The 15121-nt window shown below is 76.6% G+C and carries 12 protein-coding genes; 4 read left to right on the plus strand and 8 right to left on the minus strand.

Going from position 1 to position 15121, the window contains the following annotated elements:
- The first annotated feature begins 100 nt into the window (after window positions 1-100).
- Window positions 101-2764, plus strand: coding sequence for a bifunctional lysylphosphatidylglycerol flippase/synthetase MprF (mprF, locus tag Q0848_RS11485; RefSeq protein WP_299037659.1), 2664 nt, complete (start codon window positions 101-103; stop codon window positions 2762-2764).
- A gap of 155 nt (window positions 2765-2919) precedes the next feature.
- Here mprF and egtD read toward each other — a convergent pair whose 3' ends face one another.
- From egtD to egtA, 4 genes are read right to left on the minus strand one after another with little or no spacing between them, the layout of a single operon-like run.
- On the minus strand, window positions 2920-3960 hold the full coding sequence (gene egtD, locus Q0848_RS11490) for an L-histidine N(alpha)-methyltransferase (RefSeq protein WP_299037661.1): 1041 nt from the start codon (window positions 3958-3960) through the stop codon (window positions 2920-2922).
- Entirely contained in the window at window positions 3957-4727 is a 771-nt protein-coding gene (gene egtC / locus Q0848_RS11495; protein ID WP_299037663.1) for an ergothioneine biosynthesis protein EgtC, read from the minus strand. The genes egtD and egtC overlap by 4 nt, the downstream gene beginning before the upstream one ends.
- Window positions 4728-6188 (minus strand): ergothioneine biosynthesis protein EgtB, encoded by a 1461-nt coding sequence (gene egtB / locus Q0848_RS11500; protein WP_299037665.1) that lies wholly within the window; start codon window positions 6186-6188, stop codon window positions 4728-4730.
- The gene (gene egtA, locus Q0848_RS11505) at window positions 6185-7558 is read right to left on the minus strand and encodes an ergothioneine biosynthesis glutamate--cysteine ligase EgtA (protein WP_299037667.1); all 1374 of its coding nucleotides are present in this window, start codon (window positions 7556-7558) and stop codon (window positions 6185-6187) included. The genes egtB and egtA overlap by 4 nt, the downstream gene beginning before the upstream one ends.
- A 317-nt stretch (window positions 7559-7875) precedes the next feature.
- On the opposite strand from egtA, the gene Q0848_RS11510 reads away from it, so the two are divergent.
- Window positions 7876-9195, plus strand: coding sequence for a lactate racemase domain-containing protein (locus Q0848_RS11510; RefSeq protein WP_299037669.1), 1320 nt, complete (start codon window positions 7876-7878; stop codon window positions 9193-9195).
- A gap of 99 nt (window positions 9196-9294) precedes the next feature.
- On the opposite strand, the gene Q0848_RS11515 is transcribed toward Q0848_RS11510, so the two are convergent.
- From Q0848_RS11515 to Q0848_RS11525, 3 genes are all read right to left on the minus strand, one after another.
- Entirely contained in the window at window positions 9295-10191 is an 897-nt protein-coding gene (locus Q0848_RS11515) for a sugar phosphate isomerase/epimerase (protein ID WP_299037671.1), read from the minus strand.
- Window positions 10188-11294: a Gfo/Idh/MocA family protein gene (locus Q0848_RS11520; RefSeq protein ID WP_299037673.1), complete on the minus strand. Its 1107-nt coding sequence runs from the start codon at window positions 11292-11294 to the stop codon at window positions 10188-10190. The genes Q0848_RS11515 and Q0848_RS11520 overlap by 4 nt, the downstream gene beginning before the upstream one ends.
- A 105-nt stretch (window positions 11295-11399) precedes the next feature.
- Window positions 11400-12482 carry a Gfo/Idh/MocA family protein gene (locus Q0848_RS11525; protein ID WP_299037674.1) on the minus strand — a complete coding sequence of 361 codons (1083 nt, stop codon included), beginning with the start codon at window positions 12480-12482 and terminating at the stop codon, window positions 11400-11402.
- A gap of 276 nt (window positions 12483-12758) precedes the next feature.
- Here Q0848_RS11525 and Q0848_RS11530 point away from each other — a divergent pair, with 276 nt between their 5' ends.
- Both Q0848_RS11530 and Q0848_RS11535 read left to right on the plus strand, forming a co-directional pair.
- Window positions 12759-13139 (plus strand): hypothetical protein, encoded by a 381-nt coding sequence (locus Q0848_RS11530; RefSeq protein WP_299037675.1) that lies wholly within the window; start codon window positions 12759-12761, stop codon window positions 13137-13139.
- Window positions 13140-13270: 131 nt separating this feature from the next.
- A complete protein-coding gene (locus Q0848_RS11535; RefSeq protein ID WP_299037676.1) occupies window positions 13271-13990 on the plus strand; it encodes a class F sortase in 720 nt (239 codons plus the stop codon).
- A gap of 132 nt (window positions 13991-14122) precedes the next feature.
- Here the strand turns inward: Q0848_RS11535 and Q0848_RS11540 are convergent, their stop codons facing one another.
- On the minus strand, window positions 14123-15112 hold the full coding sequence (locus Q0848_RS11540) for an LLM class flavin-dependent oxidoreductase (protein WP_299037677.1): 990 nt from the start codon (window positions 15110-15112) through the stop codon (window positions 14123-14125).
- Window positions 15113-15121: the final 9 nt, after the last annotated feature.

Raw genomic sequence — 15121 nt, forward strand, 5'->3', positions numbered from 1 at the left:
CGGACCCGGGCCGTCCTCAGGTCCGTGACCGGGCCGTCGCGCCGCCTCGCGCAGCCGCGGCGAGGTCAAGGGGGCCCCTTCGCCTGCCGACTGCTCGAGCATGCGCTCCACCACCACCGATCGCCCGGCCGCGCCCGTGCGCCGTCTGCTCGGCCCCCTGCTCGTGCTGGGGATGCTCACCGCCGCGCTGACGCTGCTCCACCGCACCTTCCGCAGCTACGACTGGTCCGAGCTCGGAGGCGACCTGCTGGCGCTCGGCCCGGGCGTCGCGCTCGCCGCCGTCCTCGCGACGGCGGTCTCGTACGTGGCGATGACCGGGTACGACGCGCTGGCGCTGCGCTACGTGGGGCACCCGCTGCCCTACCGCCGCTACGGCCTCGCCTCGTTCGTGGCCACGGCGTTCGGCAACAGCCTCGGCGCCTCCGCGGTGGTGGGGGCGGCGCTGCGGGCCCGCGTCTACTCCAGCTGGCGCGTCCCCCGGTCCGCCATCACCCGGATCATCGGGTTCAACCTGGTCACCCTCGCGCTGGGCGCCGCGGTCCTGGCCGGCGCCGGCGTGCTGCACGACCCGGCGGCGGCCGGGCGGGCCCTGCACCTGCCGGGCGGGGCGGTCCTGGTCCTCGGGTCGCTGCTGCTGGCGTCGGTGCTGGGCTACCTCGTCTGGGCGCGCACCGGGCGGTCGGTCGGCCGCGGCCGCTGGCGCCTCGAGCGGCCGTCCCCCCGCCTGGCGCTCGCCCAGGTCGTGCTGTCGAGCGTCGAGTGGCTCACCATGGCCGCGGCCCTCTACGTCCTGCTGCCCGCCGACGGCAGGCTCCCGTTCCTGCCGTTCGCCGCCGCCTTCGCGATCGCGACCGTCGCCGGGCTGCTGAGCAACGTCCCCGGCGGCCTCGGCGTCTTCGAGACGGCCCTCGTGGTGATGGTCGGGGCGACGACGTCGCCCGCGGGGCTCGCGGTGGCGCTGGTCGCCTACCGGCTCGTCTACTTCGTGCTGCCGCTGCTCCTGGCGGCCGTGCTCCTCGTCCGCCACGAGGTCCGCGGGGACGCGGCGGTGCCCCTCGCCCCGGCGGCCGCCGCGACGCCCTCGGCGCCGGTGCCAGCGACCTCGTCGCCCAGGATCCCGTCGCAGAGGGGCGCCGCGCGGGAGCTCCCCGCGCAGGGGACGGCAGTGCAGGAGACCGCGGCGCAGGAGACCCTCGTGCCGGTGACCGCCGTGCGCCTGCCCACCGTGCTGACGCCGTCCGTGCTCGCGCTCGTCGTCGCCGGCGCCGGGGTCTTCATGGTGGTGCGGGGAGACCTGCCGGGTCCCCGGGGGCTGGACGTCTCGGCGGTGACCACCAGCCTCGCCGGCCTGGCCGCGCTGCTCCTGGCCCGGGGCCTGCACCGGCGCCTGCGGGTGGCCTGGGCCGCCGCGCTCGCGCTCCTGGCGGGGGTCACGGCGGTGGCCGCCGCCCACGGGGACCTCGTGCTGGCCGCCGTCACCACGGGGCTCGCCCTGCTGCTGGTGCCCGCGCGGACGGTCTTCCACCGCGGCTCGCGCTCCCCCCGGCCGCGGGACCTGGTGTGGCTGGCCACCGCGACCGCGCTGGTCGGGGCGGCCGTGTGGTGGCTGGAGCTCAGCAGCACCGGCGGCGCCGGCGACGCCCCCCTGCTGGCGGCGTCGGTCTCCGGCGACACCCCGGTCGCGGACCGGCTCGCGATGGTGGCGGGCACCGTCGGGGTGCTCGTCGGCGGGCGATGGGTCCTGCGGCGCAGGACCCCCGACCAGCGGGCGTCCGACGACGCCGAGCTGGCCCGGGTGGAGGACCTCGTCACCCGCTCCGGGCGCTGCCTCGCGCACCTGGCCTTCACCGGTGACAAGCGGTTCCACTTCGCGCCCTGCGGGGCCGCCTTCCTCATGTACCAGGTCGAGGGCCGCAGCTGGGTGGTCATGGGCGACCCGGTCGGGGACCCGACCGCCTTCCCCGGCCTGCTCCGGAGCTTCGTCGAGGAGGTCGACCGCCACGGAGGTCGCCCCGTCCTCTACAACGTCCTCGAGGACCACGCCGAGCTGTACCGCGAGTGCGGGCTGGCGCTGACCAAGCTGGGCGAGGAGGCCGTCGTCCCGCTCGCGGACTTCACCCTCTCCGGCAAGGCGCGGACGAACCTGCGCACCTGCCGCAACAAGTCCTCACGCCTCGGGATGACGGTCGAGCTCGTGGCCGCGGCCGACGTGGGCCCGCTGGTGCCCGAGCTGCGGGAGGTGTCGGACGCCTGGCTCGCGGAACGCAACGGCAAGGAGAAGCGGTTCTCCCTCGGCGCGTTCGACGAGGAGTACGTCCGCCGGACGCCGCTCGTGGTCGTCCGCCAGGAGGGGCGGGTCATCGCCTTCGCGACCCTGTGGGTCGGCGGGGACGGCGAGGAGGTGCAGGTCGACCTGATGCGCCGGCTGCCCGACGGGCCGAGCACCGTGATGACCTACCTGTTCGTCGAGTGCATCCTCTGGGCCAAGGAGAACGGCTTCTCGACGTTCAACCTGGGCATGGCGCCGCTGTCGGGGCTGCGGAGCGGCGCCGGCGCCCCCGTCTGGGAGCGGCTCGGCCACCTGGTCTGGACCCACGGCGAGCAGCTCTACAACTTCAAGGGCCTGCGCGGCTTCAAGCAGGGCTTCGGCCCCCGGTGGCGCACCTGCTACGTCGCCGCCCCCCGGGGCCTGGCCCTGCCCCACGCCATGGTGGACGTCGCCACGCTGGTCGGCGGCGGCGTCCGCGGTCTGGTCCGGAGCTGACCCCGGGGCCGGGACCTCGGGGACCGACCTGCTCCGCCTCGTCACGTGCGGCGGCGTCCTCGACCGGACGACCGGGCACGACCAGACGGCACGGAGGTCCACGGCCACCTCGTGGCGGGTGGGCGCCGGCTCCCGGCGCCGACGGCCCGTGCGGGTCACCCGGCCGCGCGGGCGGGACCGACCGGCGTCGACAGGCTCAGCGCGACGTCGCCGTCCGGGTCGGTCCACCACCGCCGGACCGCGAGCCCCGCCGCCTCGAGCTCCGCCGTCAGGCTCTCGCGGCGGAACTTGCCCGACACCTCGGTCCAGAGCTCCTCGCCCTCGGCGAAGTCCACGACGAGGTCCAGGGCCGGGACGGCGACGCGCAGGTCCCGACGGGCCCGCAGGTGCATCTCGACGCGCTCGTGCGCGGGCACCCAGCGCGCGACGTGGTCGAAGTCCTCCTCGTCCAGCTCGGCGCCGAGCTCGCGGCGCAGCACGCGCAGCACGTTGCGGTTGAAGTCCGCTGTCACACCGGCCTCGTCGTCGTAGGCCGCGACGAGGCGCCCGACGTCCTTCACCAGGTCGGTGCCCAGCAGGAAGGCGTCGTCCGGCCCGAGGTTCGCCGCGACGTCGGCCAGGAAGCGGGCGCGCGGCCCCTCCTCGAGGTTGCCGATGGTCGAGCCCAGGAAGACGACGAGGCGGCGCCCGCCCGTGCGCGGGAGGGCGCGGACGTGCCTCTCGAAGTCCCCCACGACGGCGTGGACGCCGACGCCCGGGTACCGCGCCGCCAGCTGCCTGCCCGCGGCCGCCAGCGTCACCGCGTCGACGTCGAAGGGCACGACGGAGCGCAGCGTGCCGGCCCGCGCCAGGGCGTCCAGCAGCAGCAGCGTCTTCTCGCTCGTGCCGCTGCCGAGCTCCACGAGGGCGTGCGCGCCGGTCACCTCCGCGACCTCGTCGGCCACCAGCTCCAGCAGCGCCCGCTCGCGGCGCGTCGGGTAGTACTCGGGCAGCCGCGTGATCTCGTCGAAGAGGCGGCTGCCGCGCTCGTCGTAGAGGTACTTGGACGGCAGCCGCTTCGGCGTCGACTGCAGGCCGGCGCGCGCGTCGTCGCGCAGGGCCGCGGCGAGGTCCTCGGCGGTCAGGTGGCTCTCCAGCACGACCTCGCCGGGGCGCGGGGCCCGCTCGTCGACGTCCTCGGTCGCAGAGCTGGTCACGAGACCTCCTGCGGCAGCGGCGAGGCGGCGGCGCGGGTCGGGGTGGTGCCGCGGTCGGCCAGGGGCACCAGCCGGGCGCCGGCGGCGGTGGCGACGACGAGGGTGCGGTCGGGCACGTCACGCCAGCGCGGGTCGTCGTCCCACGGCTCGCTGGCGAGCGCCACGCCGTCGGCGGTCTCCAGGACCGACAGGACGTCGCCCCAGGCGGTGGCCACCAGTCGCTCGCCGTCCCCGGCGAGGACGTTGAGGCGGGCGGTCGGGTCAGCCGCGCCGACGGCGGCCACGCGCTCCCCGACCAGCCGGGGCGCGTCCGGCGCGCCCTCCAGCCCCTGGAGCAGGTGCGCGGCGAGGACCGCGCTGTCGCAGACCGACTCGGCCCGCGGCCAGGCCTCCACCGGGAGCACCGACCGGTCGACACGGCCGTTGTGGGAGAGGAGCCAGCGGCCCGCGGCGAAGGGCGCGACGGCGGTCTCGTCAGCGGGCATCCCCTCCGTCGCCGAGCGCACCGCGGCGAGCACGCACGTGGAGGAGACGTGCGGGGCCGCCGAGGCGAAGGACGCGTCCTGCCACAGCGGCCGGGTCGAGCGCCACCGGGCGGGCTCGGGCCGGGCCGGGCTCCACCAGCCCGCGCCCCACCCGTCGGCGTTGACGGTGCCGTGGGCCTGGCGCTGCGGGGCCCAGCTCTGGCGCGCGAGCCCGCAGGGCCCGTCCAGGACCACCTGCGCCAGGCTGCGCGGCGCACCCACCCAGGCGACGTGCCGGCACACTCAGGCGTCCCAGGCCAGGCGCAGGCCCGCGAAGACCTGCCGGCGCACGGGGTGGTCCCAGTTCCGGAACGACGGGCGCACCGCGGCGGCGTCCGTGGCCCACGACCCGCCGCGCAGCACGCGGTAGTCGCCGCCGAAGAACGGCGCCGAGTAGCCGTCGTAGAGCATCGTGCGGAACCCGGGCCAGGGCTCGAAGCCCGACGACGTCCACTCCCAGACGTCGCCGACCATCTGCTCCGCGCCGCACGCCGAGGCCGACGCCGGCAGCGCCCCGGCCTCGGCGGGGCGCAGCGAGCGACCGCCCAGGGTCGCGCGCTCGGGGGTCGGCGGCTCCTCCCCCCACGGCCAGCGGCGGCGCCCGGCGGTCGCGGGGTCGTGCGCGCAGGCCTTCTCCCACTCCACCTCGGTGGGCAGGCGCGCCCCCGCCCACCGGGCGAACGCCTGCGCCTCGTGGAAGTCGACGTGCTGCACCGGCTCCCGCTCCGGCACCTCCTCCACGACGCCGAAGCGGCGGCGCGTGAAGCCGCCCGCGCCGTCCGGCGCCCAGCCCAGGGGCGCCTGCAGGCCCGCCTCGCACCGGTGGCGCCACCCCCGGTCGGTCCACCACCGCGGGTCGTCGTAGCCCCCGTCGGCGACGAAGCGGGCCCACTGGCCGCAGGTCACCGGCAGCCGCCCCAGGCGGAAGGCCGCGACGTCGACCCGGTGCTGCGGGAGCTCGTTGTCGAGGGCGAAGGGCTCGGCCAGCGGGTCCGCGCCGAGGGCGAAGGAGCCGCCCGGCACCAGCACGGAGTCCGCGCGGGGGTCGGCGCCGGCGTCGGGCACCGCCCCCGGGCGGGCCCGCGGCACGGGCTCGGCGACGAGCAGCGCCTCCCCGGCGCGCAGGCCGTGCGTCGCGAGCATCGTCTCGTCGTGCTGGTGCTCGTGCTGGGCCGTCATCGAGGCGGCGAAGACGGCGGCGTCGGCGGGCCCTCCGCTGCCGAGGCCGCGGTGCGCGCCGTCCCGCGCGTCGTGCGTGGCGCCGGTGTCCGGCACGGCGCGCGCGAGCGCGTCGAGGACGCGGCCGCGGACCTCGGCGAGCGAGCGCCGGGAGGCCGCGGCGTCGAGCAGCGGCAGGCTCGTGCGCGTCGCGCGGGGGTGCTCCGCGGCGTCGTAGAGCGAGGCGACCTCGGGCGCGAAGACGCGCGGCCGCACGGCGCCGCACGCCGCCCGCCCCAGCCCGGCGGCGTCCCCGAGCAGCCAGTGCTCCTCCTGCTGCCCCACGTGGGCGAGGTCCCACACCAGGGGGCTCATGAGCGCCGAGTGCTGCACCACCAGCTCGTCCTCGGGGACGTCGGTCAGGCGCAGCGTCTGGGCGCGGGCGCGCTCCAGGGCGGCCAGCGCCCCCTGGAGGTCCGGGCCGGGGCGCTCGAGCGCCCCGGCGGTCCCGGTCGTGGTCGTGGTCGTGGTCGTGGTCGTGCTCATCTCAGCTCCTCCGCGAGGAGGCAGGCGGCGTGGCCGTCCCTCCGCGCGCGCTCGGTGACGAGGTCGGCGGGGGTGCGTCCGGCGTCCACGAGCGCGGCCCAGCGCTCGACGTCGGGTCGCAGGGCGTCCGGGACGGCGGGCAGCGCGGCGGCGACGACGCCCGCGGCGGCGCGGCGCAGCCGCCGGTCGGACAGGCCGTCGCGCGCCGCCTCGCCCACGAGGTCGGCGACGGGCTCGGCGGCGTGCGCGGCGCCGTCCGCCGCGGCGGGGTCGTCGAGGGCCGCGACGACGAGCGCGGCGAGCCCCGGCCACAGGTCGGCCGGGACGGCGTCGAGCAGCCGCAGCTCGAGGAAGCCGCGCAGCCGCACGGGGGGCCACAGGGTGCTCAGGTGCAGCTCGAGGTCGTCGGCCGTGGGGCGCCGGCCCGCCAGCGGCCGGGCGCCGGTGACCCACTCGGCCATCGTCGCGGCCTCGAGCGCCGGCGCGACGGCGTCGCCCGCACCGCGCACGAGCATGACGGGGGCCTCCAGCGCGAAGCCGGCCCACGCCTGCGCGGGGTCCGCGGAGCCCGCCGCGAGGCCGCCGGACGCCGGCCCGGCGCAGCGGCCCGGGTCCAGGCGGCACCACATCGCGGCGCGGGAGGAGCGCAGCCCCGTCGGCCCGCCGGCGACGTACGGGCTGCACGCCCCGAGGGCGACCAGGACGGCGCGCAGGCGAGCCAGGGAGGCGAGCCGCTCGGCCCAGCCCGCGGCCGGCCCGGCCTCGACGTTGACCTGCAGCGACGCCGTCGAGCACATCATCAGCGCGCCGTCGGCCCCGTGGCCGGCGCGGCGGAAGTAGGCCTCCATGGCCGCGTAGCGCGCCCCGGGGTTGACGCGCTCCGGCGGCCGGCTGGGGTCGGCTCCGACGGACAGCAGCACCAGGCCCTCCCCCGCGAGCGCGGCGTCGAGCACGGCCGCGTCCTCGCGCAGCGCGGCGACGGCGCCCGCCACGTGGGCGGCCGGCGGGCTGGACAGCTCGACCTGCCCGCCCGGCTCGAGCGTGACGGCGCTGCCGGAGGGCGTGCGCACGCCCCGCAGCGCGCCCCGCAGGCGGTCCCAGGGCACCCGCCGCTGCGGCGCCGCGACGTCGACGACGTGGCGCTCGAGCTCCAGGCCGACGGCGCCGACCGGGCCGGCGCGCAGGGCGCCCGCCGCGACGAGCTCGCGCGCGGCCTCGAGCGCCAGCGGCTCGGCGGGGTCAGCGACCGGCGGGAGCGGGGGGCGGGTGGGGCGCGGTGCGGCGGCGGCCTCGTCGGCGGAGCCAGCGGGCTGGGCCCCAGCAGCGGCGCCCGCCGCGACGGCGCCCGCCGCCTCGGTGGTGGTCGTCATGGGTCGAGCCCCTTCCAGGTCCGGACGGGCTCCTCGAGAGGAGCCCCGGGTCGGCGTGGGGCCAGTGGTGATGACCTCACCGCCACTCTCATCCCGCCGACGCCGATGGTCAAGAGGACGGCCGCGAGCCCCGCCGGCCGAGGACGTGCACCTGCCCGGGGCGGACGCGCTCGACGACGTCGCGGGCGCCCGCGCGGTGCCGGCCGGCCCGGGCCGCCGTCGGCGCAGCCCCGCTCACGCGCCAGGACGCCCCTGCCGGTGCTGCGGCGACCCGCAGCCCCCTTGCCACGGGCGCGCTCGATCGGGACGCTGCGCGGATGCGCGTCGACGACAGCCCTCGCACCGTCGCCCCGCCGGTCGAGGACCCCCTGGCCGAGCTGGCGCGGGGCGCCGCCCTCACCGGCGGCGCCGAGACCCTGCTCGACCAGGACGCCGTCACGTCGTTCGTCGCCGAGCAGCTGGGCGCCCTCGACCTCGCCGGCCGGTCGGTCTGCCTCGTCATCCCCGACGCCACGCGCAGCTGCCCGCTGCCCCAGCTCCTGGACGCCGTCCACGGCGCCCTCGCGGGACGGGCCGACCGCATCACCGCGCTCGTCGCCCTCGGCACGCACGCGGCGATGAGCGAGGAGCAGCTGGCCCGCCACTGCGGCTACCCGGTGGGCGACGTCGACGCCCGCTTCCCGGGCCTGACGGTGCTCAACCACGCCTGGCGGGACCCGAGCACCTTCGTCACCCTCGGCGCCATCTCCGCGGAACGGGTCGAGGAGCTCTCGCAGGGCCGCCTGGCAGTGGGGGTCGACGTGCGCATCAACCGCGCCGTCGTCGAGCACGACGTGGCCCTCGTCGTCGGACCGGTCCTGCCCCACGAGGTCGTGGGCTTCTCCGGCGGCAACAAGTACTTCTTCCCCGGCGTCTCCGGCCCCGAGGTCATCGACCTCTCGCACTGGCTCGGCGCGCTCATCACCAGCGCCGCGATCATCGGCACCCGCGAGGTCACGCCCGTGCGCGCCGTCATCGACGAGGCCGCCGCGCTCATCCCCACCCAGACCCTCGCGCTGTGCGCCGTCACCCAGCACGGCGGGGCCGGCCTGCACGCCCTCGCCCTCGGCGAGCCCCGGGCCGCCTGGGCGGCCGCGGCCGGCGTCGCCGCCCAGACCCACGTGCGCTACCTCGACGCACCCGTGCAGCGCGTCCTGTCGCTCATCCCCCGCAAGTACGCCGACGTGTGGACCGCCGCCAAGGGCTTCTACAAGCTCGAGCCCGTCGTCGCCGACGGCGGTGAGGTGATCCTCTACGCCCCCCACATCACCGAGATCGCCGCGATGCACCCCGAGATCAACACCATCGGCTACCACTGCCGCGACTACTTCACCGGCCAGTGGGACCAGTTCAAGGACGTTCCCTGGGGGGTGCTCGCCCACTCCACGCACCTGCGCGGCGCGGGCACCTGGGACCCCGAGCACGGAGAGCGCCCGCGCGTGCGGGTGACGCTCGCGACGTCGATCCCCGAGGACGTCGTCCGCGCGGCGAACCTCGGCCACCTCGACCCCGCCGAGGTGGACGTCGCCGCCTACGAGGCCGACCCCGGCACGCTCGTCGTCCCCGACGCCGGCGAGGTGCTGCACCGCCTCCGCTGAGCCCCTCCGCCCCAGGACCCCGGGCGAGTCGCTCGCACGACCGGTCGTCGGCCGCGCGACGCGCCGGGCCGCCGGCCGACCGGCTGCCGGGGACTCGCCTCAGCTGGCCGGATCAGCCACCGGGAGGGCCTGCTGGGCCCAGGCGAAGGACATCTGGTGCGACAGGAAGGGGGTCTCGACGCTGGGGACGTCGACCTCGATCATGAAGTCGCCGTCGTAGTCGTCCGGCACGGCCGCCATCACGCCCGCGAGGTCCACGACGCCGTGGCCGGGCTCGGCCCACAGCCGCTTGGTCGCGGTGATCTCCTGGTAGGTCATCCCCCTCGCCGCGTCGCGGTCGAGGAAGTCGGGGAACACGTCCTTGAGGTGGATGCCGCCCAGCCGGTCGGCGTAGCGGCGGACCATGGCGACGGGGTCGACCCCGGCCCAGTGCAGGTGCCCGGTGTCCGGTCCGAAGCCGATGACGTCCGGGCCGAGGGTGTCGAGCAGTCGCACGACCTCCCCCTCGGTCTCGAACACCCCGCCGACGTGGGAGTGGTGGAGCGGCCGCAGACCGCCGGCCTGGAGCACCTCGCAGACGGCGCCGACGGCGTCGACCGCGCGAGCGAGCCGGTCCTCGTCGAAGCCCGCCCCCACCGCCGGCTCGGCCATCCGCGCCGGGAGGGCGACGGAGGAGACCATGGTGCGGTCGAGCCCCAGCGCGGCCTGGTCGTCGGCGAACCGCTTGGCGCGCTCGAGCTCGACGTCCATGTCGACGGTCTCGTCGAAGGCCGAGCTGAACAGGCTCAGCGACGGCGCCAGCTGGTGCTCGCTGATCCAGCGCTCGTAGTCGTGCGGCGTCATCCCCTCGGGGATGTCCGCCTTGACCGCCCGGAACCCGATCTCGCGGAAGTCCCGGAAGGCCTGCTCGAGCACCTCCGGGGACTTGTCGGCGACCCCGTCCCGCAACCAGTACGGGATGGGGTTGGCCGCCAGGCGCGGCGAGCGCCCGCTCACGACGCCCCCGACCCGACGCCGAGGCGCACCGGGCGGCCGGTGCGCGCCGACTCGTAGACGCCGAGGATCACGCTCACCGAGCGCCGGTTGTCCTGGAGGGTCACCCGCAGCTCCTCGTCGCCGTCGAGCGCCGCGAGGACGTTCTCGTACTGGTGGCGGTGGGCGTCCGACATCGCGCCCGGGTCCGAGCCCGCCGTGGGCCCGGACGGACCCTGCTCGGCGTAGCGGGACACCTGGTTGGTGCTGTCGTCGCCGTTCGCGCCGTAGGCCCTGTCCTCGCCCGGCTCCTCGGACGAGCTCTCGTGGATGTACACGAGCCGGTCGTCGTCGATGACCGCGGACCCGCGGTCCCCGTGCACCTGGAGCCGTGCGCTCATGCCCGGGAAGGCGGCGGTCGACCCGTGCAGGACCCCGAGCGCCCCGCTCGCGAAGCGGACCACGCCGACGGCGACGTCCTCGACCTCGATGCCCTCGTGCGCGAGCAGGCCGGTGTAGGCGAAGACCTCGACCGGTTCGCCGAGGGCCGCGACCAGGAGGTCGACGGTGTGGACGCCCTGGTTCATCAGGGCTCCACCGCCGTCCAGCTCCCAGGTGCCCCGCCACTGCCCGGAGTCGTAGTAGGACTGGCCCCGCCACCAGTCGATGGAGGCGATGCCCGAGGTGAGGCGCCCCAGCCGGCCCCCGGCGATGGCGTCGGCGACGATCTCGGTGGACCGGTCGAAGCGGTGCTGGGAGATGACCGTGACCAGCGTCCCGGCCCGCTGCTGAGCCGCGATGATTTCGTCGATCCTCTCGAGGGTGACCTCGGCGGGCTTCTCGATGACCACGTGCTTGCCGGCGTCCAGCGCAGCGACGGCGACCTCGCCGTGGGCGCCCGTCGGGGTGCACACGGCGACGACGTCCACGTCGGTCGCGGCGAGCACCTCGGCCACGTCGCGGAACGGGGCGCCGCCGCGGAGGTCCGTCAGCTCCCGGGCCCTCTCGACGTCGTGGTCGGCGACGGCGACGAGCTCGAGCCGGTCCAGCTCGGAGACGAGCTTGCCGTGCTGCTTCCCGATGACCCCAGCCCCGATGATGGCGATGCGGTACGTCCTGCCGTTCATGTGCGGTGGGTCTCCTCGTCGTGTCGCCCCCCGGTGCACGTCACCTGGGGGCCCGGGACAGGTCACCGGTGCTCGAGCCCGGCGACGTGAGCGCGTCGGCCGCCTTCAGCCTCGGGGGACGAGGTCGACGGCCTGCGTCTGCGCGCGCACCGACAGCTCGGCGGCCTTGAACGCGTGCTCCTGGGTCATCGCGGTCTCCGTCCGCTCCAGGCAGTCGCGGACGAGCTGGCCGAAGAACGGGTAGCCGACCCGGCCCCGCGCCTCGATGTGCGTCTCCTCGTCCCCGTTGGCGAGGTAGAGGTGCCCGGGGCCGTCCTGGGTGCCGATGTTCAGGTACTTGCGCTGCTCGATGAAGCCCTCGGTCCCGAGGATGAACGTCCGGCCGTCGCCCCAGGTCTGCAGGCCGTCCGGGGTGAACCAGTCGCACCGGAAGTACCCCGTGGCCCCCGAGTCCGTCACGAGCATCGCCTCGCCGAAGTCGTCCAGGTCCGGGTGCTCGGGGTGCGCGTGGTTGGCGACGTGGCTGCGGACCACGGTGGCGTCGCTCGCGCCGGTGTAGTGCAGGATCTGCTCGATCTGGTGGGACCCGATGTCGCAGAGGATGCCGCCGTACCGCGCCTTGTCGAAGAACCAGTCGGGGCGGGTGGGGGCCGACAGCCGGTGCGGCCCCGTCCCGATGACCTGCAGCACCCGACCGATGGCGCCGGCCTCGATCAGCTGACCGGCGAGGACGGCGGTCTCCACGTGCAGGCGCTCGGAGTAGTAGACGGCGTACTTGCGCCCGGTGCGCTCGACCGCGTCCCTGGCCAGGTCGAGCTGCTCCAGGGTCGTCAGCGGCGCCTTGTCGGTGAAGTAGTCCTTCCCCGCCTCCATGGCCCTCACGCCGAGGGCGCACCGCTCGGACGGGACCGCCGCCCCCGCCACGAGGCGCACCTCGGCGTCGTCGAGGACCTCCTGCTCGCTGCGGGCGACCCGCACCTGCGGGAACCGCTCGACGAAGCGCTCCACCTTGGCCGGGTCGGGGTCGTGCACCCACCCGATCGTGGCTCCCGCACCGATCAGGCCCTCGCACATGCCGTAGACGTGCCCGTGGTCCAGGCCGACCGCTGCGACGACGAACTCCCCCGGCTCGACGACCGGCGCGGGCATGGGCTCGGGGGCGTAGGAGCTCCCCTCGCTCGCACTCATGGCACTCCTCTCGTGGGGGTGGCTGAGCCGCCCCGAGGCACCTGAGCGCACGCCCCGCCTGACGGTGCGCCGAGGCTAGCGCGGGGGGCACCGCCAGCAGGGGCCTGCGCACCGCACCTCCTGCAGGACCTCGGACCGCCTCCGGACCCAACCGCGGGCCCCGCGCCCCCGAACCACGTGTGCGGCCACCGCCCCAGGGCGGGCCGCAGACCTCGAGGAGGACGCCGGGACGAGCAGGACCGGCTCGGCACCAGCAGATCCCGGGAGGGACCCCGCATGCACGCCCACGTCGCCGTCGCGGTCCCGCTGACCACAGGGAGCGGCCCCAGCCCCGGCCGCGGCCCCGCCGTGGAGCGCTCCCCCGTCGGCGAGAGCGCGTCCCGGCGCACCGTCGAGGTCGCGCACGCCGACGCGGCCGGCCGTGCCGCGGTGGTGCAGCACGGCGCGGACCTGGATGGCTCGGGCGCCCACGGCGGTGACACCATGGCGGCTCCCGACCCGTCGCTCCCCCAGGAGGCCACCGTGCTCGCCGCCTGCGGCACCCCGACCGCCGCCTCGGTCGTGCCCGACGGCCCCGACCAGGGCGCGGGGCCGGGTGGCGCCGTCCGCGCGGGCGCTCCCGCCGGGCGTCGCCCCGCGATCGCGGCGGAGGGCTGACGGCCGTGGCTCGCACGGCAGCACGACACCGGAAGCACGGAGGCCGCGTCGCCACGGCGGCCTCGATCGCCTGCGTCGCCGTCGGTCTCGGGCTCGTCGGATCGGCGCTGGCCGACGACGGGGAGGCCCCCGTGGAGCCTCCGCGCACGGCCGCGGACGTGGCCGCCGCGCCGTTCTCCCCGGGCGGCGACGACGCGACCTCCGTGCCCGCCCCCACGACCGCCGAGCCGACCCCGGCGCAGACCACCCAGGAGCCGCGCGACCCGGACCGGGCGACCAAGGGCGACGTCATGCCCACGACCGCCCTCGCGCCGGAGGGCGACATCCCCGGGCTGGTCCGCATCCCGCCCCCGCCCCCCGCGCCCGAGCCGGAGGTCGAGGTGGCCGAGGTCGTCGCCGAGCCGGTCCGGCTGCGCGTGCCCGCCGTCGGCATCGACACCGACCTGCTGCACCTGGGGCTGAACGAGGACGGGACCCTCGCCGTCCCGCCGAGGACCGGTCCGGACAACCTCAAGGCGTCCTGGTACGACGGCTCGCCGCGGGCGGGCCAGGTGGGCCCGACCGTCATCGCCGGGCACATCGACTCCCGCGAGGGCCCCTCGGTCTTCTACCGGCTCGGCGAGCTGGAGCCGGGCGACGAGGTCCACGTCGACCGGGCCGACGGCACGACGGCGACCTTCGTCGTCGACACGGCCGAGCGCTACCCCAAGGACGACTTCCCCACCCAGCGCGTGTACGGCAGCACCGACGACCCGCAGGTGCGCCTGATCACCTGCGGCGGCGTGTTCGACCGCACGACCGGGCACTACCGGGACAACACGGTGGTCTACGGCCACCTCGTGGAGGACTGAGCGGCCCCGCGACGCCGACGGCCCGTGCGGTCTCCCGTCAGGGACCGCACGGGCCGTCTCGCTGCGTCCGACCGACGGTCCGGGGACCGCTCGCTGCGGAGGCGGGTCGTGGACCCGCGCTGCGCGGGGTCCCTACGCGGCGACGAGGGACACGGCCTGCGCCGTGAGCTCGACCGAGCGCACGCGCGCCGCGGTGGTGGGCCCGGCGTGGGCGGTGATGAGCTCGTCGGCGTTCGCGTGCGCCGCGAAGGCGGCGAGCTGCTCGCGGACGTCCTCCGGGGTGCCCGCGGCCGTGTGCGTCATCATCGCGTCCACCTGGGCACCCGCCCCGGCGTCGAGGAGCACGTCCGCCTCGGCGTCGGTCATCGTGCGGCCGCGGCCGAACAGCAGGACGGCGCGGGAGCGGCGCACGACCGCCCGGTGCTCCTCGGCCTCCTCGCGGGAGTCGGCCGCGAGGACGTTGATCCCGGCGATGACGTGCGGGGCGTCCAGCTGCTCCGACGGCTGGAAGTCGCGGCGGTAGGTCGCCACGGCGGCCGTGAGCGCCTGCGGGGCGAAGTGCGAGGCGAAGGCGTAGGGCAGCCCGAGCGCCGCCGCGAGCTGGGCGCCGAACAGCGACGACCCGAGGATGTACAGCGGCACGTCGGTGCCCGCGCCGGGCGAGGCCTGCACGCCCGGCACGAGCGAGCGCCCGGCGAGGTAGCCCTGCAGCTCCTGGACGTCGCGGGGGAAGGAGTCGGCGGCCGACGGGTCGCGCCGCAGGGCGTACATCGTGTTCTGGTCCGAGCCGGGCGCGCGCCCCAGGCCGAGGTCGATGCGCCCGGGGTGGATGGACGCCAGCGTGCCGAACTGCTCCGCGATCGTCAGCGGGGCGTGGTTGGGCAGCATGACGCCGCCCGCGCCGAGCCGGATGGTGCTCGTCTGCGCCGCGACGTGCGCGATGAGCACCGACGTCGCCGACGAGGCGATGGCCGGCATGTTGTGGTGCTCGGCGTACCAGACCCTGCGGTAGCCGTTGGCCTCCGCGGCCCGGGCCAGGGCGACGCTGCCGGCGATGCTCTCGCCGACGCTGTGCCCGGCGTCGACGGGGGCGAGGTCCAGGACGGACAGGGGGACGGACATGCGGGTCAC

This window comes from uncultured Pseudokineococcus sp., assembly GCF_947495735.1.
Taxonomy (GTDB): domain Bacteria; phylum Actinomycetota; class Actinomycetes; order Actinomycetales; family Quadrisphaeraceae; genus Pseudokineococcus.